General features: G+C 74.2%; 17 protein-coding genes. 5 read left to right on the top strand and 12 right to left on the bottom strand.

All coding sequences use genetic code 11. The annotated features are described in order from the left end of the window. Window positions 1-68: 68 nt before the first annotated feature. Both GJ743_RS12710 and GJ743_RS12715 read left to right on the top strand, forming a co-directional pair. On the top strand, window positions 69-1,055 hold the full coding sequence (locus tag GJ743_RS12710) for a TIGR03885 family FMN-dependent LLM class oxidoreductase (RefSeq protein WP_155052243.1): 987 nt from the start codon (window positions 69-71) through the stop codon (window positions 1,053-1,055). Window positions 1,056-1,059: 4 nt separating this feature from the next. Next, a complete protein-coding gene (locus GJ743_RS12715) occupies window positions 1,060-2,724 on the top strand; it encodes an alpha-amylase family protein (protein ID WP_155052244.1) in 1,665 nt (554 codons plus the stop codon). A gap of 312 nt (window positions 2,725-3,036) precedes the next feature. On the opposite strand, the gene smc is transcribed toward GJ743_RS12715, so the two are convergent. Then, the gene (gene smc / locus GJ743_RS12720; protein ID WP_155052245.1) at window positions 3,037-6,567 is read right to left on the bottom strand and encodes a chromosome segregation protein SMC; all 3,531 of its coding nucleotides are present in this window, start codon (window positions 6,565-6,567) and stop codon (window positions 3,037-3,039) included. A 178-nt stretch (window positions 6,568-6,745) separates the two neighbouring features. Here smc and GJ743_RS12725 point away from each other — a divergent pair, with 178 nt between their 5' ends. Beyond that, window positions 6,746-7,816 (top strand): GNAT family N-acetyltransferase, encoded by a 1,071-nt coding sequence (locus tag GJ743_RS12725; protein WP_155052246.1) that lies wholly within the window; start codon window positions 6,746-6,748, stop codon window positions 7,814-7,816. Here the strand turns inward: GJ743_RS12725 and mutM are convergent. From mutM to GJ743_RS12775, 10 genes are all read right to left on the bottom strand, one after another. After that, window positions 7,758-8,789, bottom strand: coding sequence for a bifunctional DNA-formamidopyrimidine glycosylase/DNA-(apurinic or apyrimidinic site) lyase (gene mutM / locus GJ743_RS12730; RefSeq protein ID WP_328289154.1), 1,032 nt, complete (start codon window positions 8,787-8,789; stop codon window positions 7,758-7,760). The two genes, GJ743_RS12725 and mutM, sit on opposite strands and share 59 nt — an antisense overlap. A gap of 1 nt (window position 8,790) precedes the next feature. Continuing rightward, window positions 8,791-9,453 (bottom strand): ribonuclease III, encoded by a 663-nt coding sequence (gene rnc, locus GJ743_RS12735; RefSeq protein ID WP_155052342.1) that lies wholly within the window; start codon window positions 9,451-9,453, stop codon window positions 8,791-8,793. Window positions 9,454-9,529: 76 nt separating this feature from the next. After that, the gene (rpmF, locus tag GJ743_RS12740; RefSeq protein WP_092669520.1) at window positions 9,530-9,733 is read right to left on the bottom strand and encodes a 50S ribosomal protein L32; all 204 of its coding nucleotides are present in this window, start codon (window positions 9,731-9,733) and stop codon (window positions 9,530-9,532) included. Between the two features lie 9 nt (window positions 9,734-9,742). Continuing rightward, on the bottom strand, window positions 9,743-10,243 hold the full coding sequence (locus tag GJ743_RS12745) for a YceD family protein (protein ID WP_155052344.1): 501 nt from the start codon (window positions 10,241-10,243) through the stop codon (window positions 9,743-9,745). 74 nt (window positions 10,244-10,317) lie between these two features. After that, window positions 10,318-12,789 (bottom strand): transglutaminase family protein, encoded by a 2,472-nt coding sequence (locus GJ743_RS12750; RefSeq protein ID WP_155052247.1) that lies wholly within the window; start codon window positions 12,787-12,789, stop codon window positions 10,318-10,320. Continuing rightward, window positions 12,779-14,146: a DUF58 domain-containing protein gene (locus GJ743_RS12755; protein WP_155052248.1), complete on the bottom strand. Its 1,368-nt coding sequence runs from the start codon at window positions 14,144-14,146 to the stop codon at window positions 12,779-12,781. The genes GJ743_RS12750 and GJ743_RS12755 overlap by 11 nt, the downstream gene beginning before the upstream one ends. Before the next feature lie 5 nt (window positions 14,147-14,151). Next, on the bottom strand, window positions 14,152-15,126 hold the full coding sequence (locus tag GJ743_RS12760) for an AAA family ATPase (protein ID WP_155052345.1): 975 nt from the start codon (window positions 15,124-15,126) through the stop codon (window positions 14,152-14,154). 35 nt (window positions 15,127-15,161) lie between these two features. After that, on the bottom strand, window positions 15,162-15,653 hold the full coding sequence (coaD, locus tag GJ743_RS12765; protein WP_155052249.1) for a pantetheine-phosphate adenylyltransferase: 492 nt from the start codon (window positions 15,651-15,653) through the stop codon (window positions 15,162-15,164). A gap of 51 nt (window positions 15,654-15,704) precedes the next feature. Continuing rightward, window positions 15,705-17,894: an ATP-dependent DNA helicase RecG gene (locus GJ743_RS12770; RefSeq protein WP_155052250.1), complete on the bottom strand. Its 2,190-nt coding sequence runs from the start codon at window positions 17,892-17,894 to the stop codon at window positions 15,705-15,707. Continuing rightward, complete coding sequence (locus GJ743_RS12775) at window positions 17,891-18,706, bottom strand: tetratricopeptide repeat protein (protein ID WP_155052251.1); 816 nt, start codon at window positions 18,704-18,706, stop codon at window positions 17,891-17,893. Before GJ743_RS12775 ends, GJ743_RS12770 begins: the two co-directional genes overlap by 4 nt. 48 nt (window positions 18,707-18,754) lie before the next feature. Between GJ743_RS12775 and rsmD the strand changes: the two genes are divergently transcribed. Next, window positions 18,755-19,387, top strand: coding sequence for a 16S rRNA (guanine(966)-N(2))-methyltransferase RsmD (rsmD, locus tag GJ743_RS12780; RefSeq protein ID WP_155052252.1), 633 nt, complete (start codon window positions 18,755-18,757; stop codon window positions 19,385-19,387). Here rsmD and thiL read toward each other — a convergent pair. Further along, a complete protein-coding gene (gene thiL / locus GJ743_RS12785; protein WP_155052253.1) occupies window positions 19,357-20,355 on the bottom strand; it encodes a thiamine-phosphate kinase in 999 nt (332 codons plus the stop codon). The genes rsmD and thiL overlap by 31 nt on opposite strands. Before the next feature lie 25 nt (window positions 20,356-20,380). On the opposite strand from thiL, the gene GJ743_RS12790 reads away from it, so the two are divergent. Continuing rightward, on the top strand, window positions 20,381-20,911 hold the full coding sequence (locus GJ743_RS12790; protein WP_155052254.1) for a DUF3515 family protein: 531 nt from the start codon (window positions 20,381-20,383) through the stop codon (window positions 20,909-20,911). Window positions 20,912-20,935 lie beyond the last annotated feature (24 nt).

Raw genomic sequence — 20,935 nt, forward strand, 5'->3', positions numbered from 1 at the left:
GACGCTCGCAAGGCCTTGTCGCCCGGCGAGCGGCCCGGAAGCATCGGGCGCTGACGGAAGGAGACCCCATGCCCCTCGTCGGATTCCACGCGTCGCACGAGCAGCTCCCGCCGAGCGCGCTCCTCGACGCCGTCGTGCACGCCGAGCAGGCCGGCTTCGATGCCGCCATGTGCAGCGACCACTGGGCGCCGTGGAGCGTGCGCCAGGGCCATTCGGGCTACGCGTGGTCGTGGCTCGGCGCCGCGCTGCAGGCGACCGACTTCTCGCTCGGCGTCGTCACCGCGCCCGGCCAGCGCTACCACCCCGCCGTCGCGGCCCAGAAGATCGCGACGCTCGGCGAGATGTTCCCCGGCCGGTTCTGGGCGGCGATCGGCAGCGGCGAGGCCGTGAACGAGCACATCACGGGCGAGGCGTGGCCCGACAAGGACACGCGCGACCGCCGGCTGGCCGAGACGATCGACGTCATGCGGCGGCTGCTCGCCGGCGAGACCGTGACCCACGAGGGCGAGGTCAGCGTGCACGAGGCGCGGCTCTGGACGCGCCCCGACGATGCACCGCCGCTCATCGCCGCGGCGGTGAGCACCGAGACCGCGGCCGAGACCGCCGAGTGGGCCGACGGCGTGATCACGGTCGACCAGGAGCGCGACGCGCTCAGGGACGTCATCGACGCCTACCGCGGCGCGGGCGGCCGCGGGCCGATCTGCGTCCAGGTGCACCTCAGCTGGGCGCCGACCGACGACGAGGCCGTGGCCGTCGCCCACGACCAGTGGCGGCAGAGCCTCGTGCCGCCGCACCTCGCGTGGGAGCTCGCGACCCCCGAGGAGTTCGACCAGCGCACGGCCGAGGCCTCCCCGTCGGACGTCGCCGACACGCTCCTCGCTTCGTCGGACCCGCAGCGGCACCTCGACGCGCTGCTCGAGATCGCCGACCTCGGCGTCGACCGCATCTACCTGCACCACGTCGGGCAGGAGCAGCAGGGGTTCATCGACACGTTCGGCGCCCACGTCCTGCCGGCCCTCCGTGCCGCGGGGCCGTCGGCCGGGCTCGAGGGCTGAGCCGATGCGCGCCACCGATCGCGGCGACCTGTGGTGGAAGACCGCGGTCGTCTACTGCCTCGACGTCGAGACGTTCATGGACTGGAACGACGACGGGTCGGGTGACTTCGAGGGGCTCGCCAACCGGCTCGACCACCTCGCCGAGCTCGGCGTCACGTGCATCTGGCTCATGCCGTTCCAGCCCTCGCCCGATCAGGACGACGGCTACGACATCGTCGACTTCCTCGGCGTCGACCCACGGCTCGGTTCGCTCGGCGATGTGGTCGCGTTCACGCGTGCGGCGCGGGACCGCGGCATCCGCGTGATCATGGACCTCGTCATGAACCACACGTCGGACCGGCACCCGTGGTTCACGTCGGCCAAGCGCGGGCGCAACGCGCCCTACCGCGACTTCTACGTCTGGCGCGACGAGATCCCGCCGAACCCGCCCGAGAGCGTCTTCCCCGGCGAGGAGGAGGGCGTGTGGGAGTGGCACGAGGGCACGGAGCAGTACTACCTGCACTCGTTCTATCGGCACCAGCCCGACCTGAACATCGCCAACCCGGAGGTGCGCGACGAGATCGCGAAGACCGTCGGGTTCTGGCTGCAGCTCGGGTTCTCCGGCTTCCGCGTCGACGCGGTCCCCTTCCTCATCGAGCCGCCCGAGGGCGAGGACGTGGGCGACCCGCACGAGCTCATGCGCGACCTCCGCCGCTACCTGCAGCGCCGGGCGAGCGAGGCGATCCTGCTCGGCGAGGTCAACCTGCCGTACGACGAGCAGATCGCGTACTTCGGCGCCGACGGCGACCCGGCCGAGCTCACCCTGCAGTTCGACTTCGAGGCGATGCAGCGGCTCTACCTGTCGCTCGCGAGGCAGGATGCCACCCCGCTCCGCGACACGCTCGCGCGCCGCCCGCAGCTGGAGCCCGAGAAGCAATGGGCGAACTTCGTGCGCAACCACGACGAGCTCACGCTCGACAAGCTCTCCGACGCGGAGCGCGAGGAGGTCTTCGACGCGTTCGCGCCCGAGGACTGGATGCGCGTGTACGGTCGTGGGATCGTGCGACGGCTCCCCCCGATGCTGGAGGGCGACCCGCGCCGCATCCGCATGGTCTACAGCCTGCTGTTCGCGCTGCCCGGCACGCCCGTGCTCTTCTACGGCGAGGAGATCGGCATGGGCGAGAACGGCGAGCAGGAGAAGCGCCAGGCGGTGCGCACGCCCATGCAGTGGACGGGGGGCCGCAACGGCGGTTTCTCGCGGGCCGCGCCCGGTCGGCTGGCGGCATCCCCGCCCGCCGACGGGTACGCGCCCGAGCACGTCAGCGTCGAGGCGCAGATGCACGACCCGGACTCGCTCCTCGCAGCGATCCGCGGCTTCGTGACGAGGTACCGCAGCTCGCCCGAGATCGGCTGGGGTGCGTTCGAGCTGCTCGACGTCGGCGAGCCCGCGGTGCTCGCGCACCGTATCACCGAGGACCACCTGCGGTTCGTCGCGCTGCACAACTTCGCCCCGCGGCCCGTCCGCGTGACGCTCGAGCTCGGCGAGGTGCCCGACGATGCCGTGCTCTCCGACCTGTTCGCCGTCGACGCCGACCCGATCGACGAGCGCGGCCGGGTCGAGGTCGAGCTCGACGCGTACGGCTACCGCTGGTTCCGGGTGCTCGCGCCGGGCGACCGCCGGCTGACCTGAGCGCGACCTCGGTGGTCGAGTAGCAGCCGAAGGCACCCCCGGTGGTCGAGTGGCAGCCGAAGGCACCCCCGGTGGTCGAGTAGCAGCCGGAGGCACCCCCGGTGGTCGAGTAGCAGCCGAAGGCACCCCCGGTGGTCGAGTAGCAGCCGAAGGCAGCGTATCGAGACCGCGTGACCTGATCTCGATACGGCCGCGGGCGGCCTACTCGATCACCGGGTGGGCCGCGGGCGGCCTACTCGATCACCGGGTGGGCCGCGGGCGGCCTACTCGATCACCGGGCAGGCCGCAGGGCGGCCTACTCGATCACCGGGGTCAGCTGGCCTTCGCGGCGAACTCCTCGCGCACGCGCTGGCCGACGACCGCCGAGACGCCGTCCTGTCGCATCGAGACGCCGTAGAGCGCATCGGCGATCTCCATCGTGCGCTTCTGGTGCGTGATGACGATGAGCTGGCTCTCCTCGCGCAGGCTCTCGAACGTCGTGAGCAGGCGCCCGAGGTTGGCGTCGTCGAGCGCGGCCTCGACCTCGTCCATGATGTAGAACGGGCTCGGGCGGGCCTTGAAGATCGCCATCAGCAGCGCGACCGCCGCGAGCGAGCGCTCGCCGCCGGAGAGCAGCGAGAGCCGTTCGATCTTCTTGCCCGCGGGCTTCACGCTCACCTCGATGCCCGTCGTGAGCAGGTCGTCGGGGTTCGTCAGCGCGATGCGCCCCTCGCCGCCCGGGAACAGGATCGGGAACACCTCGGCGAAGGCCTCGCGCGTGTCCTCGAACGCCGAGCGGAAGATCGACTCCATGCGACCGTCGATCTCCTCGATGATCGTGAGGAGGTCCTTGCGGGTGTTCGCGAGGTCGGTGAGCTGCTCGGTGAGGAACTGGTGGCGCTGCTCGAGGGCCGCGAACTCCTCGAGGGCGAGCGGGTTGACCCGGCCGAGCTGGGCGAGCTTGCGCTCGGCGGCCTGGAGTCGCTTCTGCTGCTCGGCGCGCACGAACGGCCGCGGCTCGGCCTCGGCGTCGGTGTCGTCGGGGACCGCCTGGTCGGGTCCGTACTCGGCGACGAGGACGTCCTCGCCGAGGCCGAGCTCGCTCTCTGCACGTTCGACGAGCGAGCCGACGTGGAGCTTCTTCTCGTAGATGCGCAGCTCGAGGCCGTGCACGTCTTCCGTCACCGCCTGCAGGCGTTCGCGAGCGGATGCCTCGGCGCGTCGGGCGGCGTGGACCTCCTCGTTGCGGCTCGCGCGCTCGGCCTCGGCGGCGGCGAGCGCGACGCGCGCCTCGGCGACCGACCGGCCGACCGCGGCGAGGACCGGCGGGAGGGCATCGGCGACGCGAGAGGCGGCCTCGAGCTGGGCGCGGCGGATGACCGCGCGGCGCGCGGCCTCGTCGGCGGCGCGCCGCTCGGCGTCGTGCTGGCGCTCCATCGCGACGATGCGCGCCTCCTCGGCGCGGACCCGCTCACGCGCGGTCTCGAGGCGAAGGCGCGCCTCGACCTCGCCCTCGCGGGCGCGCTCGAGCGCGGCGAGCGCGCCGTCGCGGCGATCGGCCTCGAGCACGGGTCGCGGTTCGGCGCGTGCGGCCTCGAGTTCGTCCTTGGCCGCCGTCGCGGCCTGCTCGGCCTCGGCGATCCGCTCCTCGGCGGTGCGAAGGGCCTCGGCGAGCCGGTCGGTCTCGGCCGCGGCCGCCTCGGCCTGCACCCGTGCGCGGTTCAGCGCCTCGGTGCGCTGGGCGAGCTGCGCGTCGAACTCGCGGAGCGCGGCGAGCGCGAGCCTGGACTGCTCCTTGGCGTGCTCGGCGTTGCCGCGCTGCTCGTCGAGGTCGAAGCGGGCGCGCTCGATGTCGGAGCGGACCTCCTCGAGGCGCGCCTGGGCGCGGTCGCGCTCGGCGACCAGCTCGATACGGCTCTGCGTGCGTCCCGAACCGCCGTGCACGACGTAGCGACCGACGACGGTCCCGTCGCGCGTGATCACGGTCGCCGGCCGGTCGAGCGCGGCGAGCGCGGGCTCGGCCGCGCGCACGGCGTCGAGGTCGTCGGCGACGAGCACCTCGCCGAGGAGGGCGAGGATGCCCGCGGGCGCGGTGACCACATCGGCGGCGGCCGTGAGCCCGTCGACGGCGAGGGTTCGCGTCGCGCCGCGGGCGTCGGGTCCCGGCTCGGCGATGGTGAGTGCGACGCGACCGAGGTCGCCGTCGGTCGCCACGCCGACGGCCCTGAGCGCCGCGGCCCGGTCATCCACGAGCACCGATTCGGCGAGCGGGCCGAGCGCCGCGGCGATGGCGGCCTCGTAGCCCGGCTCGACGCGCAGGTGCTCGGCGAGGAGGCCCCGTACCCCCGCGGTGCCGGAGGCGGCGAGCGCAGCCGAGCCGTCCTTCTGGTCGAGCGCGAGCGAGAGCGCGCCGACGCGCGCGCCGAGCGCGTCGCGTTCGCGTTCGCGGTCGTGCAGCGCCTCGCGGAGCTGCTCGATCTCGCCCTCGGCCTCGAACACGGCCGCCTGGGCGAGCTCGTACGCCTCGTCGAGGTCGGTCGCCGAGACGGGATCGGCGTCGGACTCGGCCTCGACCCGCGCGAGGTCAGCGGCGAGCGTCTCACGCCGCGCCTGCGCCGCGTCGAGGGCGTTCCGGTGCCGGAGCACCTCGCCGCGCACCGCCGCGAGCTTCGAGGCCGCGGCATCCGCCCGGCCGGAGAGCTGGGACGCGCGGAGGTCGTACGCGCTGACGCGCGCCGCCTGAGCGGCGATCTCCTCGTCGACCGCGTCGAGCGCGGTCCGCGCCTCCCTCGTCGCCGCGGTGGCCTGTTCGAGTGCGGATGCCGCGTCGCCCACGCCGCCGCGGATGCCGTCGAGCTCGGCGCGCGCCGCGTCGATGTCGGCGAGTGTGACGGTGGGCGCGGCATCCGTGCCCTCGTCGGCCGCGGAGAGCAGCGCGATGCGCTGCCGGGCGAGCGAGTCGAGCGAGCGCAGCCGCGCCTCGGATTGCTCGAGGGCGAAGCTGACGGCGCGGGCCCGGTCGACGTCGTCACCGCCCTGCGCCTGCTCGAGGCGGTCGATGTGGGCCTGGTGGCGCTCCAGCTCCTGCTGGAGCACGAGACGCTCGGCGTGCCGTTCGTGCTCGGTGCGCCCGGCGGTCTCGAGCGCTCGTCGCAGCTCGACGACCTCGTCGGCCACGAGCCGCGCCTTCGCGTCGCGGACGACGGCGGCGATGCCCGCTGCCTCGCGCGCGACCTCGGCCTGGCGGCCGAGCGGCTTCAGCTGCCGTCGGAGCTCTGCGGCGAGGTCGGTGAGTCGGGTGAGGTTCGCCTGCATGGCGTCGAGCTTGCGGAGCGTCTTCTCCTTGCGGCGACGGTGCTTCAGGATGCCGGCGGCCTCCTCGATGAACCCGCGGCGGTCCTCCGGGCTCGCGTGCAGCACCTGGTCGAGCTGGCCCTGGCCGACGATGACGTGCATCTCACGGCCGAGGCCTGAGTCGCTGAGCAGCTCCTGCACGTCGAGCAGGCGGCACTGCTCGCCGTTGATCGCGTACTCGCTGCCGCCGTTGCGGAACAGGGTGCGCGAGATCGTGACCTCGGTGTACTCGATGGGCAGCGCGCCATCCGCGTTGTCGATGGTGAGGCTGACCTCGGCGCGACCGAGGGGGCCGCGCGTGGAGGTGCCCGCGAAGATGACGTCCTCCATCTTGCCGCCGCGGAGGGTCTTCGCGCCCTGCTCCCCCATCACCCAGGCGAGCGCGTCGACGACGTTCGACTTGCCGGAGCCGTTGGGGCCGACGATGCACGTGACCCCCGGCTCGAACGCGAAGGTGGTCGGCTGCGCGAAGGACTTGAAGCCCTTCAGGGTGAGGCTCTTGAGGTACATGTCCCCCCGGTGTCGCGGCGTGATGGTGCTGGATGCCTCGCATGAGCGTACCCGAGCCCCGGCGCCGGGCCCGCGCGCACCCGCCGTGATCAGGGCATCCGGCCTACCGGCGGCGGCCCGGCACGGCTAGGCTGGCCTGCTCTGCAGGCGCCCGCCGCGGGGCGGAGGGAGCACCGCCGTGGCCGTGGAGATCCGCCCGATCCGGCTGCCCGTGACCGCCGACGACGCCGATGCGGGCGAACTCGTCGACTATGCCGCGCTCATGGATCGGATCGAACTCGAGCGGCTCGGCACCGCTGAGCTCGCACGGACCCCGCGCGAGCTGCTCGTCGACCTCGCTCCCGATCGGCACCGTCGAAGCCTCGCGCTGGGTGCGTTCGACGGGCACGCGCTCGTCGGCGCCGCCGAACTCGAGTGGGAGCTCGACGACGACGCGCGGACCGCCTACCTGCCGATGGTCGGTGTCGACCCCGGACGCCGGCGCGAGTCGATCGGCTCGAGCCTGCTCGCCGAGGCCGAGCGCATCACCGCAGCGGCCTGGCGCCCGAGGCTCGTCGTGTCGGGCGAGCACCTGCTGGGCGCCGACGACGGCGCCGGGCCGCGGCTCGCGGCGCCCCAGGGCGACGCCACCATCCCCGCCGCCGATTCGGTTGCGCAGTTCGGCGCCGCGCACGGGTACGCGCTCGGGCAGCTCGACCGGGTGAGCCGGCTCGACGTCGCGGGCCGTGCCGAGGAGTTCCGATCGCGGCTGGCCGCGCTCGGGGCATCCGCACCGTACCGGATCGCCGCCTGGGTCGACCACGCACCCGACGAACTCGTCGACTCGTTCGCGTTCGCGCGCGAGCGGATGTCGGTGGATGCGCCGGCCGGGGCGATCTCGTTCGAGCTCGAGCGCTGGGACGCCGCCAGGATCCGGGACGACGAGCGTCGCTCCCTCGAGCGCGGGCGGACGACGCTGATCGCCGCGGCCATCGCACCCGATGGGACGGTGGCGGGCTTCACCGCGCTCTCGCTGCTCGACGGATCCACCGCGGTCGAGCAGTGGGACACGATCGTGCTCGGCGCGCACCGGGGCCACCGGCTCGGGATGCGCCTGAAGCTCGTCAACCTCGTTCGCCTCGCCGAGACCGACCCCGAGCGCGAGCGCATCTACACGTGGAACGCCGACGAGAACGAGCACATGCTCGCCATCAACCTCGAGCTCGGCTTCCGGCCGTTCGCGCTCGAGTCGGTCTGGCAGCGGCCGTGAGCGACCGGTCGACCTCGGGCGGTGGCGGGGTGGCCGCCGTCACGACGGCGCCGCCACGCGAGCCGGCCCGCAGCCGCTGGCAGCGCGGGCACCGATGCGACGAGCGGTTCATGAACGCCTCGCGCACGATCGGCGTCCCGCACCGCGGGCACGGTCGACCCGTGCGGCCGTAGGCGTTCAGCGAGTGCGCGAAGTACCCCGACGCGCCGTTGACGTTCACGTACTGCGCGTCGAAGCTCGTCCCGCCCTCGGCCAGCGCCTTCTGCAGCACCGCGCGCACGGCCGCGAGCAGCTCGCGGACCCGACGCCGGCTGAGGCTCGCCGCGGGCTGCTCGCCGTGCATGCGCACCGCCCAGAGCGCCTCGTCTGCGTAGATGTTGCCGATGCCCGACACGACGCCCTGGTCGAGCAGCACGCGCTTGACGCCCGTGGCGCGCCGGGCGAGCGCGGCGACGAACGCCGCGTCGTCGAACGCCGGGTCGAGCGGGTCGCGCGCGATGTGCGCCACCTGCGACGGGATCGAGCGGGCCCACGGCCCGGTGACGTCGGCCGAGAACCCCGCCGTGCGCCCGTCGGACGTGGGGAGCAGTCGATCGATCGCCATCGAGCCGAAGATGCGCTGGTCGACGAAGTCGACGCGGAGCTCACCGTGATCCGGATGCTCGAGGTGGAGGCGGATCCGGGCGTGCCGGTCGTCGCCGGGATGATCGGGGGTGCGGAGCAGGAGCTGACCGCTCATGCCGAGGTGGCCGACCAGAGCGGCGCCGCCGGCGAGCGGCATCCAGAGGAACTTGCCGCGCCGGACGGCGGCCTCGATGCGCTCGCCCGTGAGCAGCGTCTCGAAGTCGCCGGATGCCGCCTCGTGGCGCTTCAGCGATCGGGCGTCGAGCACCTCGACCGCGACGACGCGCGCGCCGGTGACGGCGGGCGCGAGCCCGGCGCGGACGACCTCGACCTCGGGCAGTTCGGGCACGTCAGCCGACGTTCAGGGTGGTCCAGGCCTCGAGCGCGGCGGCCATCTCCGCCTGCTTCTTGCTGGAGCCCTCGCCCGACGCCGAGACCAGCCCCGCGACGGTGACCGTCGCGACGAAGTGCTTGTCGTGGTCGGGCCCGCTCGCGCTCACCGTGTACGACGGCGCCGTCGCGCCGCGCCGTGCGGCGATCTCCTGCAGGCTCGTCTTCGGGTCCATCGCCGCCCCGAACCGGTCGGGGTCGCGCATGAGCGGCGTGATGAGCCGCAGCACGAAGTCGGTCGCGATCTCGCCGCCCCGCGAGAGGTAGACCGCGCCGATGATCGCCTCGACGGTGTCGGCGAGGATCGACGGCTTGTCGGCCCCGCCGGTCATGGTCTCGCCGCGACCGAGGCGGATGTACGGGCCGAGCCCGATGGTGCGCGCGACCTCGGCGAGCGCGACACTCGAGACGAGGCTCGCCCGGCGCTTGGCCAGCTCGCCCTCGTCGAGTTCGGGATGGTCGGTGAACAGCTTCACCGTCACGGCCTGCCCGAGGATCGAGTCGCCGAGGAACTCCAGGCGCTCGTTGGTCGGGATGCCGCCGTTCTCGTACGCGAACGACCGGTGCGTGAGCGCCAGGAGCAGGAGTTCGGGGTCGAGCTCGACCCGCAGCGTGCGCTGCAGCTCGACGAGCTCGTCGGCCCCGGTGTCCGTGCGCTCCGCGCGCCTCACGACCGGTCGTTCGTCGTTCACGGGCCGACTAGACGTCGGCGACCTTGCGGCCCTTGTACTCGAGGAAGAGCGGGGTGCCCGCCGAGTCCTCGACCACGCGTGCGCGGTGGGGAAGGCTGTAGGTGACCTTGCCGTTCTCGACGGTCTTGACGAGCGTGGGGGCCTCGGCCTTCCACTGCGAACGGCGCGCGTGGGTGTTGGCGCGTGACTTCTTCCGCTTGGGAACAGCCATGACTCTCTCTCAATCTCTCTGCTGGTCGGCGTCGGATGCAGCATCCGCGCCCTCGTCTTCGGAAGCCGTGAACCCTGCGAGCGCAGCCCAACGCGGGTCGTTCTCTTCAGGGGTGACGAGTTCCGGATGATCGGCCAGACGCTGTCCGGTCTCGGGGTCGAGACCCGGGCAGTCAGGCCGGCACACCGGCTGGAAGGGCAGTGCCAGCACTACCGCATCTCGGATGAGCGGTTCAAGATCCACGTGGTCGTCTTGAACCTCATACTCGAAAGCTTCCCCAGAATGATACGCGAAAAGCTCCTGGAACTCGACTCGGACGGGCAGCGCGATGTCGATGAGGCATCGGCCGCACTCGCCCTCGGCCGTCGCGTCGACCTCCGCGGTCGCGAGGATGCCCTCGTGGACGGACTCGAGACGCACGTCGAGGGCGAGCTCGGAACCCTGCCGGACCGAGACCAATCCCTCGCCGAACTGCTCGGGCGCGGGCACGTCGAGCTCCTGCTCGCGCATCTCGCCCGGTCGGTTGACGAGGTCGCGCACGTTGATGCGGAAAGGGGAATGCTGTACGGCCACGAACGACGATCCTACTCGCCGGGCGGCACGGGTCGGCCGAGCGCGACGCGCGCCGACGGCCGGAGCGATGCGGGCAGGAGCACCGCGGCGGCGCGACGGGCGCCGGGCGCGTCGACGCGGAGCGCGTCGCAGACCGACGCGAGGTCGGCCGCCAGCGCGGCCCGGCGCGCATGCTCGCGCTCGTCGTGCTCGCCGGAGCCGCCCGCCGGCGCGGGCGGCGTTGCGCCGCCGGCGGCCGTGGCGCCTGCGCCCGGGCCGCCGGCCGCAGCGACGCCGGCTGCGGCGCCTCGGGTCCCGCGCACGCGCCCGTACCGCTCGCGTTCGACCGCGTCGCGGACGCGCTCGAGTGCGGCGCGCGGCCCGACGCGCTCGCCGGGCGGCGACTCCGCATCGGACCGGAACGCTGGACGCTCGGCGAGCTCGGCGGCGACCCCCCGCACCGTGCGTCTCGGATCGACCGGCAGCCCGAGGTCCACGGCGGTCGCGAGGAGCTCGCGCCACGCGGCATCCGCCGGTCGCTCACCGGAGCGGATCCGCCGACGGCGTGCCGCGCGGATCCCGACGCGGATCATCGCCGGGATCAGCAGGACGAACGCCACGGCGAGGCCGATCATCGCGAGCTGCGCGGTCTGGGCGCCGACCGACTGCGCGCCGCCGGGGCCGCCGAGCGCGCGGTCGGGGTCGCCCTCCGGCCGACCCGTCGCTCCGGGCGTCGCGGCCGGGCCGGTCGGGACGACCCCCGGGGTGTCCTGTCCGGCGTTCGGCCGCGAGTAGTCGGGCACGTTGCCCCGACCCGGCGTGGGCTCGAAGGGCACCCACCCGACGCCCTCGAAGTAGAGCTCGGGCCACGCGTGCAGGTCGTGCGAGTCGACCTCGATCACGACCTCGCCGTCCACGCGCTCGTCACCGGGCGTCCCTGCCGTGTACCCGATCGAGATGCGCGACGGGATGCCGACCTCGCGCGCGAGCACGGCCATCGTCGAGGCGAAGTGCACGCAGTAGCCCGCGCGCTGATCGAGGAACGCGGCGATCGCCTCGAACCCGGCGCCGTCGTAGCCGTCCGCCACCGGCGCGCTCTCCGAGTACTCGAAGTCCGAGCCGCGCAGGAACGCCTGGATCGCGACCGCGGCGTCGTAGCGCGTCGCGGCCGACGCGGTGACCGACGCGGCGGTCTCCGCGATGATCGGCGGCAGGTCGGCGGGCAGGCGCCGCGTCATCTCGGCGACCGCGTCGGATGGCGCGGCCGGCGCGGAACGCAGCTGCGCGACGTCGGGTTGCACGTCGAGGTGCGTCAGCCGGTACTGCTGTCCCAGCGTGGTGGTGTCGACGCTGCGGACGTTCAGCGTGCCCTGGTCCCAGAACCACGACCCGCTGACGCCGCTGACCTCGGTCGTCGGATACGGCACCGGCAGCCAGGCGGTGCGGACCTGGTCGACCTGCACGGCGATCGGCCGCGGTTCGACCAGCACGTCGTCGTCGAGCCCGTCGGGGCCGGGGAGCGTCCCGAGGGTGTTCTCGCCGTCGACCGCGCGGTCGGTCGCCGACCAGATCTGCCCTTCGAGCCGCTCCACCGTGAGCAGCGTGAAGTACGGCCGCTCGCCCTCCGGTGAGACGTACGAGAACGCGGGGACCGGCTCCGGCCTGCGGAGGTCGCGACCGAGGTCGACGTACGGGCTCACTCCGCGCGCGAAGAGCGTGGCCGGGCCGCCGGTGCCGACCAGGAAGCTGGTGCTGACGCTCGGCGTCGCGGCGGCGATGACGGATGCCGCGACGAGGCCGATCGCGGCGAGCCCGAGCGAGGCGCCCATGGTCGAGACGATGGGCGCGCGCTTCGGCGCGCTGACCACGGGCGCGTCGTCGCGATCGTCCTCCTGGACGAGTTCGGCGGCGCGTCGCACCCGCACGTCGACGCGGAGGAGCAGCAGGTAGGTCGCCGCGGTGAGCACCAGCGCGGGGACCTCGGCGCCCTCCGCGACGAACAGGCCCGGCACGAGCACGGGCACGAGCATCGGGATGGCGGCGAGGGCCGGAACCCGCACGGTCTGCACGAGCAGGTCGAGGAACACGGCGATGAGACCGACGCCGACCGCGATCGCGAAGACCAGCGCGGGCACGGGGATCGCCGGCACCGACTGCTGCTCGATCGTGCGACGCGCACCCTCGGCGAGCTCGCCGAAGACCGCGAACGTGTCGGGCGTGGGGATCACCAGTGCGAGGCTCGTCGCACCGCCGAAGAGCAGGGTGAGCGCGAGCAGCATGACGACGAGCTCGAGCGGCGGGACCAGCGAGGGCGGGGTGCGGAGGGCGCGGAGCCCCGCTCCGCCGCCGATCACCGCGACCGCGACGACGGCGCCGGCCCACCACCATCCGCTGCCCGCGATCAACGGCCCGAGCGCGGTGGTCGCCACGAGCAGCAGCAGCAGGCTCGCCCCCGACAGCGCGATCGACTGCGCGCGCGTCAACGGATAGCGGTCAGGACCCATTGCGGCCTCCCGATCGCACGGCCTCGCGAGCGGACCGCCAGGCCTCCTGCCACGCCGCCGGCAGGTCGGCCGCGCGACGGACCCGGATGACCCGCCAGTCCGCCTCCTCGAGCCGGTCGACGATCCGCGCGGAGACGCTGTCGGCGGCGAACGCGATCGCGGGCTCGACGGACGGACGCAGCGCGACGAGCGTCTCGGCGGCATCGCCGGACGGGTCGACCAGCACCGCGATCGCCGGCATCCGCATGTCGCGGCGCACCGGGGCCACGGGCGCGGTCGGATGCCGCTTGGTCTCGCGCGGCTCGCCGCGGGGCGTCTCCCGTCGCGGCGGCTCCAGCCGGGCGAGGTCCTCGAGCAGTGCGACATCGCCGCCCGGTGATCGGTAGCCGCCCGCCTCCGGCGCGATCGGCTCGAGGTGGGCCGCGGGATCATCGACCGGGTCGAGCCGCACCCGGAACCCTCGGCCGAGCAGGTGCACGCCGAGCGATGCGGCGATCTCGACGCCGAGCTCGAACGCGGGATCGAGGGCGCCTGCGGCGTCGCGCGCACCCGACGCCGGATGCGACACGCGGCCGCCGAGCGCCGTGTCGAGGAGGATGCGGAGCTCCGGGTCGCCGCGCTGCTCCTCGTCGCGCACCATGAGCTCGCCGCGACGTGCCGTGGCGGCCCAGTGCACGCGTCGGAGCGGATCGCCGTACCGGTACTCGCGCGCGATGAGCTCGTCGCTGTTCGGGCGCGTGCGGCGCTGGAGCGCGTGCACCGTGCCGTCGACGCTCGCGAGCAGTCCGACCGCCGGCTCCAGGGGCGTGACCCTCGGGGTCACCACCAGGTCCCTCGCGCCGCCGGCGACGCGATCGATGCGGGCGAGGCCGAAGGGGTCGGTCACGCTCACCCGCAGCGGCCCCACGTCGAACACGCCGCGCCGCGGCGTCCGCATCCGATACTCCAATCCGACCGTGTCGTCGCCCGAGGGCAGCACGCCCTCCGTGCGCCCGAGCGCGGGGAGGATCGCCTCGGGCGGCGGCCGGAGCGCCGGTGAGGCGAGGTCGCGCCAGTGCGCGCCGTCGAACGCGCGGCGGCTGCGGTTGTGCACGCGCAACCGGACCGTCGTCGAATGCCCCGCCGCGACGATCGGCGGCTCGAAGGTGCGGTGGACCGCGAGTCGCGGCGGCCGCACGGCGAGGAAGCCGAGCGCCGCGAGCGGCATCGCGATGCCGACCGAGGCGAGGAGGAGGATGTCGCGGAGGTCGAACCAGAGCGCCAAACCGAAGAGGATGCCGCCGACGACCATGAGCGCGATCCCGCGCGGGGTCAGGCGAGGACGCGCCTGGTGCCGTGTCCGGCCGACCCGCGACATCCCGATCACTCCCTCCGCGCGCTGCCGACCGGAACCGGCGTCTCGGCGACGATGCGTCGCACGATCTGGTCGATGAGGGGACCGCCGTCGTGGTCGTGCCCGCCGACCGCACGGCTCGTCGGCACGAGGCGGTGCGCGAACACGGGCACGGCGAGGGCGTCGACGTCGTCGGGCAGCACGAAGTCGCGGCCGTGCATGGCGGCGTGCGCCTTGGCGGCGCGGATCAGCTGGAGCGTGGCGCGCGGGCTCGCCCCGAGCCGCAGCTGGCGGTCCTCGCGCGTGGCCCGGGCGAGCTCGACCGCGTACTGCTTGACCGGCTCGGACGTGAAGACGCGCTGCACGGTCTCGATCATCGCCCGGAGCTCGGCGAGCGAGACGACGGGCTCGAGGGTGTCGAGGGGGCTCGCGGTCTCGCGTTGGGCGAGCATCGCGAGCTCGTCGGAGGTCGCCGGGTAGCCCATCGAGATGCGCGCCATGAACCGGTCGCGCTGCGCTTCGGGCAGCGGGTACGTGCCCTCCATCTCGACGGGGTTCTGCGTGGCGACGACCGTGAACGGCTGCTCGAGGCGGTAGGTCGTGCCGTCGGCGGTGACCTGGCGCTCCTCCATGCACTCGAGGAGGGCCGACTGCGTCTTCGGGCTGGCCCGGTTGATCTCGTCGCCGATCACGATGTTCGCGAACACCGGGCCGGGCTTGAACTCGAACCGGCGCGACACCTGGTCGAAGACGGAGACGCCCGTGACGTCGCTCGGGAGGAGGTCGGGCGTGAACTGGATGCGGCTGACGGTGCAGTCGACCGAGCGGGCGAGCGCCTTGGCGAGCATCGTCTTGCCGACACCGGGCACGTCCTCGATGAGCAGGTGCCCCTCGGCGAGGAGGACCGTGAGGGCCGCCGTGACGGCCTCGCGCTTGCCGCTGATGACGGTCTCGACGTTGCGGACGATCGCGGCGGCGCGTTCGCCGACCTCGTCGATGCCCATCGTCGGCGCGACGCCGACGGCGCCCTCGGTGTCGGTCACGGTCGCATCGCCCCCTGCAGGTACTCGGCGACGGACCGCGGGACGTACGGCGCGACATCGCCGCCGAGCGCGGAGACCTGCCGCACGAGCGAGCTCGACACGTGCGCGTTCGCCGGGTCTGGCAGGAGGAAGACGGTCTCGACGCCGGCGAGGTGCCGGTTCACGATCGCCATGGGCGTCTCGTAGCCGACGTCGACCTGCGAGCGGATGCCCTTCACGAGCACCGACGCGCCGACGTCGGTGCAGTAGTCGACGAGGAGGCCCATGCTCCACGAGGCGACGACGATGTCGCCGGGGATGCGGGCGTCGGCGATCGACTGCTCGATGAGCGCCACGCGCTGCGCGATCGGGAGCAGCGCCGACTTGTCGGGGTTGTGCACGACGACGACGTGCAGCTGGTCGTACAGGCCGGCGGCCCGTTCGATGACGTCGAGGTGCCCGCGCGTGACTGGGTCGAATGATCCGGGGACGACGGCGATCCGCTGCATACGTGCCAGCGTAGTGCGCGTTCGACGCCGCGGGAGGGGTCGCGGAGAGTCTCAGCCCCTGCTCAGGTACTCGCTCGCCTCGTCGTCGAGGCGGCGACGGACGGCGGCCGCGAGGGCCGGGTGGCCGGCGAGCCTCGGGTCCTCCGCGAGCAGGTCTGCGGCGGCCTCGCGGGCGTCGGCGATGAGGTCGCCGTCGCGCGCGACGCGGAGCAGCTTGAGCGAGGATCGCCCGCCCGACTGCACGGCGCCGAGCACGTCGCCCTCCTGCCGGAGCTCGAGGTCGACGCGCGCGAGCTCGAAGCCGTCGACCGTGGCGGCGACGGCCTCGAGGCGCTCGCGCGCGACGCTCCCGGCCTCGGCGTGCGAGACGAGCAGGCACAGCCCGGGCACGCTCCCCCGGCCCACCCGGCCGCGCAGCTGGTGCAGCTGCGAGACCCCGAAGCGGTCGGCGTCGACGACGACCATGGTGCTCGCGTTCGGCACGTCGACCCCCACCTCGATCACGGTCGTCGCGACGAGCACGTCGAGCTCCTTCGCGGCGAACGCGCGCATTGTGTCGTCCTTCTCCTCGGCCGACATCCGCCCGTGCAGGGGCGCGATGCGCGCGCCCGCGAGCGCGGGCAGCGCCCGCAGTTCGGCGAGCACCGAGGCGACGGATGCCGCGGGGCCGGCGCCCGGGGCGGGCTCGCCCTCTACGGGCTCGCCGTCGTCCTCCGCCACCTTGGGCTCGATCGCCGGGCAGACGACGAACCCCTGCCGGCCCTGCGCGAGCTCCTCGGCGAGGCGTTCCCACACGCGGGCGCGCCAGGCAGGACGTTCCGCGAGCGGCACCAGGTGCGTCTCGATGCCGGCCCGGCCCGCGGGCAGCTGCCGGATGGTGCTCACGTCGAGGTCGCCGAACACCGTCATCGCGACCGTGCGCGGGATCGGCGTCGCGGTGAGCACGAGCACGTGCGGGTGACGCCCCTTCAGGCGCAGCGCCTCGCGCTGCTCGACGCCGAAGCGGTGCTGCTCGTCCACGACGACGAGCCCGAGGTCGGCGAACGTGGTCGTGTCGCCGAGGAGCGCGTGCGTGCCCACGACGATGCGCGACTGGCCCGCCGCGACGCGCAGTGCGGCCTTCCGGCGCTCCGCGGCGGGCAGCTGGCCCGTGACGAGGGTGGGCATGAGCTCGGCGGAGAGCTCGGGCCCGAGCATCTTCGCGATCGAGCGGAGGTGCTGCGCGGCAAGGACCTCGGTCGGGGCGAGGAGCGCCGACTGCCCGCCGGACTCGGCGACCGCGAGCATGGCGCGCAGCGCCACGACGGTCTTGCCCGAGCCGACCTCGCCCTGCACGAGCCGGTTCATGGGCACGGGCGCGGCGAGGTCGGCGAGGATCTCGCCGCCGACCTCGTGCTGGTCGTCGGTGAGCGTGAACGGCAGCGACGCCTCGAAGCGTTCGAGCAGCCCGCCGGGGCGCGGCTCGCGTCGCACCGCCTCGTGGGCGCGGGCGGCCGCGCGGCGCTCGAGCAGCGCGGTCTGCAGCACGAACGCCTCGGTGAAGCGCAGCGTGCGGCGCGCGGCCTTCCAGTCCTCGTCGCGCTCGGGTCGGTGCACGCCCTCGAGGGCGTCGCGGTGCGAGCGGATGCCGCGTGCGCGACGCACCGCGTCGGGGATCGGGTCGTCGACCGCGCCGAGCCCGTCGAGCAGCACGCCGACCGCGGTCTGCAGCTGCCAGCTGGAGAGGGTGCCGGTGGCCGGGTAGATCGGGATCGGCGCCGTCGCCCAGCGCACGGCCGCGGCATCCGCCCCACTCGTCGGCACCGCGTCGTCGAACAGCTGGTAGTCGGGATGCGCGAGCTGGCGGGCGCCCCGGTAGTCGGAGACCTTGCCGGCGAACATGCCGCGCACGCCGGGCTTCAGCTCGTTCGCGCGCCACTTCTGGTTGAAGAACGTCAGGGTGAGGATGCCGGTGCCGTCGGAGATCTTCGCCTCGAGGATCGAGCCGCGGCGCGACCGCATCGTGCGCTCGCGTACCTCGAGCACCTCGGCGACGATCGTGACGTTCTCGTCGAGCGGGAGCTCGGCGAGCGCCGTGAGCTCGCCGCGTGCGGCGTAGCGGCGCGGGTAGTGCGCCAGCAGGTCGCCGACGCTGGAGTAGCCGAACGCCCGCTGCAGCGCCTGCGCGGTGCGACCGCCGAGCGCGCCCGTGAGGCGGCTGTCGAGGGTCAGCGCCCCTTCCGCCACGCGATCGGCCGTCATGGCTCGATCGTAGGCTCCGCCTCCGTCGGCGCGGGCGCGAGGGCCTCGATCTCGGCGCGCACGTAGGGGTCGTCGGGGCGCGCGAGCGCGAGCTCGCGCTGGATCTCGAGCGCCTCGTCGGTGCGGCCGAGCGTGCGGAGCGCGCGCCCGACGGACCAGCGCGCGACGTGCTGCTGCCCCGCGGTGCCGTACCGGTCGGCCGCGTCGACGGCCTTCTGGAAGTGGTACATCGCGGCCTGCGCGTCGCCGCCGTCGTGCTTGGTCCAGCCGAGGTTGTTGTGGAGTGCCACGCCCCAGCGCTTGAGGCGCGGGTCGCGGACGCCCTCGAGGATGTCGAAGCCCTCGGCGGCCCACTCCTCCTCGTGGCCGGTGTCGTTCAGCGCGAGCATGTGCAGCGCGTCGAGCACCAGGAACGTCGAGCCGCCGAGCGCGGCCTCGCGCACGGCCCGGGTGAACTCGGGAACGGCCTCGTCGAGGCGCTCTCCAGCGGCGGCCATGCGACCGCGCTCGAGGAAGATGCGGGCGCGGAGCTCGGCGGCCTCCTCGTCGGACTCGCCCGGATCGGCCTCCTCGAGCTCGGCGAGCACGGCGAGCGCCTCGTCGTCGCGATGCTGGAGGCCCATCGCGCGCGCGAGCTGCGTGGCCATCACGGCGCGGCCGTGCACGCTCAGCGTCTCGTCGGCCGCGGCCGCGCGGAAGCGCTCCTCGCTCGCGGCGGGGTCGGCGAAGTCCCACATCCGGTCGATGGCCTGCTGCTCGTGCCCCCGGTGATGGGACGGATCGGCGTGCAGGGCGTCGGTCGAGTCATCCACCTCACCATCATGGCAGCGCCGGAGGAGGGGCCGTTATGCTCCCGAGACATGACGCGCATCATCGCCGGCTTCGCCGGCTCGCTCACCCTCGCCGTGCCCCGCTCGGGCACGCGACCGACGAGCGACCGGGTGCGCGAGGCGATCTTCTCCGCGCTCGAGGCGCGCGATGCCGTGGCGGATGCCTCGGTGCTCGACCTGTACGCGGGCTCGGGGGCGCTCGGGCTCGAGGCCGCGAGCCGCGGTGCCGCGGAGGTCGTGCTCGTCGAGAAGGCCCGGCCCGCGGCCGAGGTCTGCCGGCGCAACGCCGCGGCGCTCGCGAAGGCGGCCCGCGGCGGGCCGGCGCCGCGGGTGCGCGTCGAGGCGCGCAGCGTCGCGTCCTACCTCGAGTCGGCGCCGGGCGGCGTCGACCTCGTCTTCATCGACCCGCCGTACGACCTCGGCGAGACCGAGCTCGCGCGCGACCTGGAGCTGCTCGCCCCGCTCCTCGCCGACACGGCGACGGTCGTCGTCGAGCGCAGCAGTCGTTCCCCCGAACCGGCCTGGCCGGGCGGCATCGAGCCCGAGCGGCGGCGCGACTACGGCGAGACGACGCTGTGGTGGGCGTCGGCGACCGACGCGTCGGCGACCTTCGCGCCGGCGACCGACGCGGGTCAGCCCGCCGCGCCGTCCCAGCCCGAGTAGGGATCCCATCCGCTCGTGTCGACGGGCGCCCCGTCGAGCGTGAGTCGCCCCGCGTCGCCGTTCGCGACGCCGATCACCTCGAACGGCGCAGGGGGCACGGTCCCGGGCGGGAACGCGGCGAGCAGGCCGTGGTCCTCCGCGCCGGCGAGTGCCGTCAGCGGGTCCGAGCCGAGCGCAGCGGCGCGGAAGTCGAGCCCGACCCCGCTGGCCTCGGCGAGGCGCCGCGCGTCGCGCGCGAGCCCGTCGCTCACGTCGAGCATCGCGGTCGCGCCGGCCTCGGCGGCGACCACCCCGGCCGACACCGGCGGCGAGGGCGCGAGCTGTGCGCCGACGAGGTGCGGATGCCGCGCCCGGGCCAGGTCGGCGAGGCCCGCGTCGGGTTCGCCGTCGGCGTCGCGCGCCTCGGCGAAGAGGAGCTTGAGCCCGCGTGCCGCGTCGCCGCGAGCCCCGGCGTGGGCGAGGAGGTCGCCCGGTCGCGCCCCCGAACGCAGGACCGGCGCCCGCCCGTCGAGGTCGCCGAACGCGGTCACCGCGATCGTGAGCACCGATGACGCCGACAGGTCGCCGCCCACCACCCCGGCGCCCGGGGCGAGTGCGGCGAGACCATCGCGCAACCCGTCGGCGATGCCCTCGAGCAGGGCGACGCCCGTGGTCGGCGGCGCGGCGATCGAGACGACGAGCGCCGTCGGCCGCGCGCCCATCGCCGCGACGTCCGTGAGGTTGGTGGCGGCCGCCTTCCAGCCGAGATCGTGCGGGCGCGACCACGCGAGCCGGAAGTCGGGGCCGTGGACCATGAGGTCGGTCGTGACCACGAACCGGCCGTCGGGGGCCGCCACGACGGCCGCGTCGTCGCCCGCGCCGAGGAGCGCCGCGTCGCCCGGCTCGAGACGCGGCAGGATGCGGCGCAGCACCGCGCTCTCGCCGAGCTCCCCGATCGTGGGCGACGGCTCGCGTGCAGGCTGCTCCATGGCTCCCACGGTAGCCTGATCGACGATGTCGACTCCCCCGTCAGGCCGCCCCCGGCGCCGCCGCGCGCGCCTGCTCGCCGCGGCCCTCGTCGCCGCCACGGCCGTTCCGCTCCTCGCCGCCTGCAGCCAGCCGGTCCCGTTCGATCCGGCTCCGGATGCCGCCGACGCCGACTGCGCGTCGGTCGTGGTGCGACTGCCCGACCAGGTCGCCGGGCTCGACGCCCGCGAGACGACCGCGCAGGGCACGGGCGCATGGGGTTCGCCGGCCGCCGTGCTGCTGCGCTGCGGCGTCGAACCCCCCGGGCCGACGACGTTGCGCTGCGTGAGCGTCGACGACGTCGACTGGATCATCGACGAATCCGACGCGCCGACCTACCGCTTCGTGACCTACGGCCGCACCCCGGCCGTCGAGGTCGTCGTCGACAACGACGCGGTCGCCGGATCGACGGCCATCGCCGACCTCTCCGGCGCGGTCGCGGCGATCCCCGCCGACGGCGGGTGCACCGACCTCGAGGAGCTCGCGCCCGCCACCGGCGAGGCGACGGACGCCGGCTGAGTCCGCGGCCCGCGGGCCGGGCCG

The sequence above is a fragment of the Agromyces bracchium genome (assembly GCF_009709675.1).
Lineage (GTDB): Bacteria > Actinomycetota > Actinomycetes > Actinomycetales > Microbacteriaceae > Agromyces > Agromyces bracchium.

Bases quoted from the DNA above. Each gene is read 5' to 3' on its own strand.
- GJ743_RS12710 (WP_155052243.1), top strand. From the start codon at position 69: ATGCCCCTCGTCGGATTCCACGCGTCGCACGAGCAGCTCCCGCCGAGC.
- GJ743_RS12715 (WP_155052244.1), top strand. From the start codon at position 1,060: ATGCGCGCCACCGATCGCGGCGACCTGTGGTGGAAGACCGCGGTCGTC.
- smc (WP_155052245.1), bottom strand. From the start codon at position 6,567: ATGTACCTCAAGAGCCTCACCCTGAAGGGCTTCAAGTCCTTCGCGCAG.
- rpmF (WP_092669520.1), bottom strand. From the start codon at position 9,733: ATGGCTGTTCCCAAGCGGAAGAAGTCACGCGCCAACACCCACGCGCGC.
- GJ743_RS12745 (WP_155052344.1), bottom strand. From the start codon at position 10,243: ATGCGCGAGCAGGAGCTCGACGTGCCCGCGCCCGAGCAGTTCGGCGAG.
- GJ743_RS12750 (WP_155052247.1), bottom strand. From the start codon at position 12,789: ATGGGTCCTGACCGCTATCCGTTGACGCGCGCGCAGTCGATCGCGCTG.
- GJ743_RS12755 (WP_155052248.1), bottom strand. From the start codon at position 14,146: ATGTCGCGGGTCGGCCGGACACGGCACCAGGCGCGTCCTCGCCTGACC.
- GJ743_RS12760 (WP_155052345.1), bottom strand. From the start codon at position 15,126: ATGGGCATCGACGAGGTCGGCGAACGCGCCGCCGCGATCGTCCGCAAC.
- coaD (WP_155052249.1), bottom strand. From the start codon at position 15,653: ATGCAGCGGATCGCCGTCGTCCCCGGATCATTCGACCCAGTCACGCGC.
- GJ743_RS12770 (WP_155052250.1), bottom strand. From the start codon at position 17,894: ATGACGGCCGATCGCGTGGCGGAAGGGGCGCTGACCCTCGACAGCCGC.
- rsmD (WP_155052252.1), top strand. From the start codon at position 18,755: ATGACGCGCATCATCGCCGGCTTCGCCGGCTCGCTCACCCTCGCCGTG.
- thiL (WP_155052253.1), bottom strand. From the start codon at position 20,355: ATGGAGCAGCCTGCACGCGAGCCGTCGCCCACGATCGGGGAGCTCGGC.
- GJ743_RS12790 (WP_155052254.1), top strand. From the start codon at position 20,381: ATGTCGACTCCCCCGTCAGGCCGCCCCCGGCGCCGCCGCGCGCGCCTG.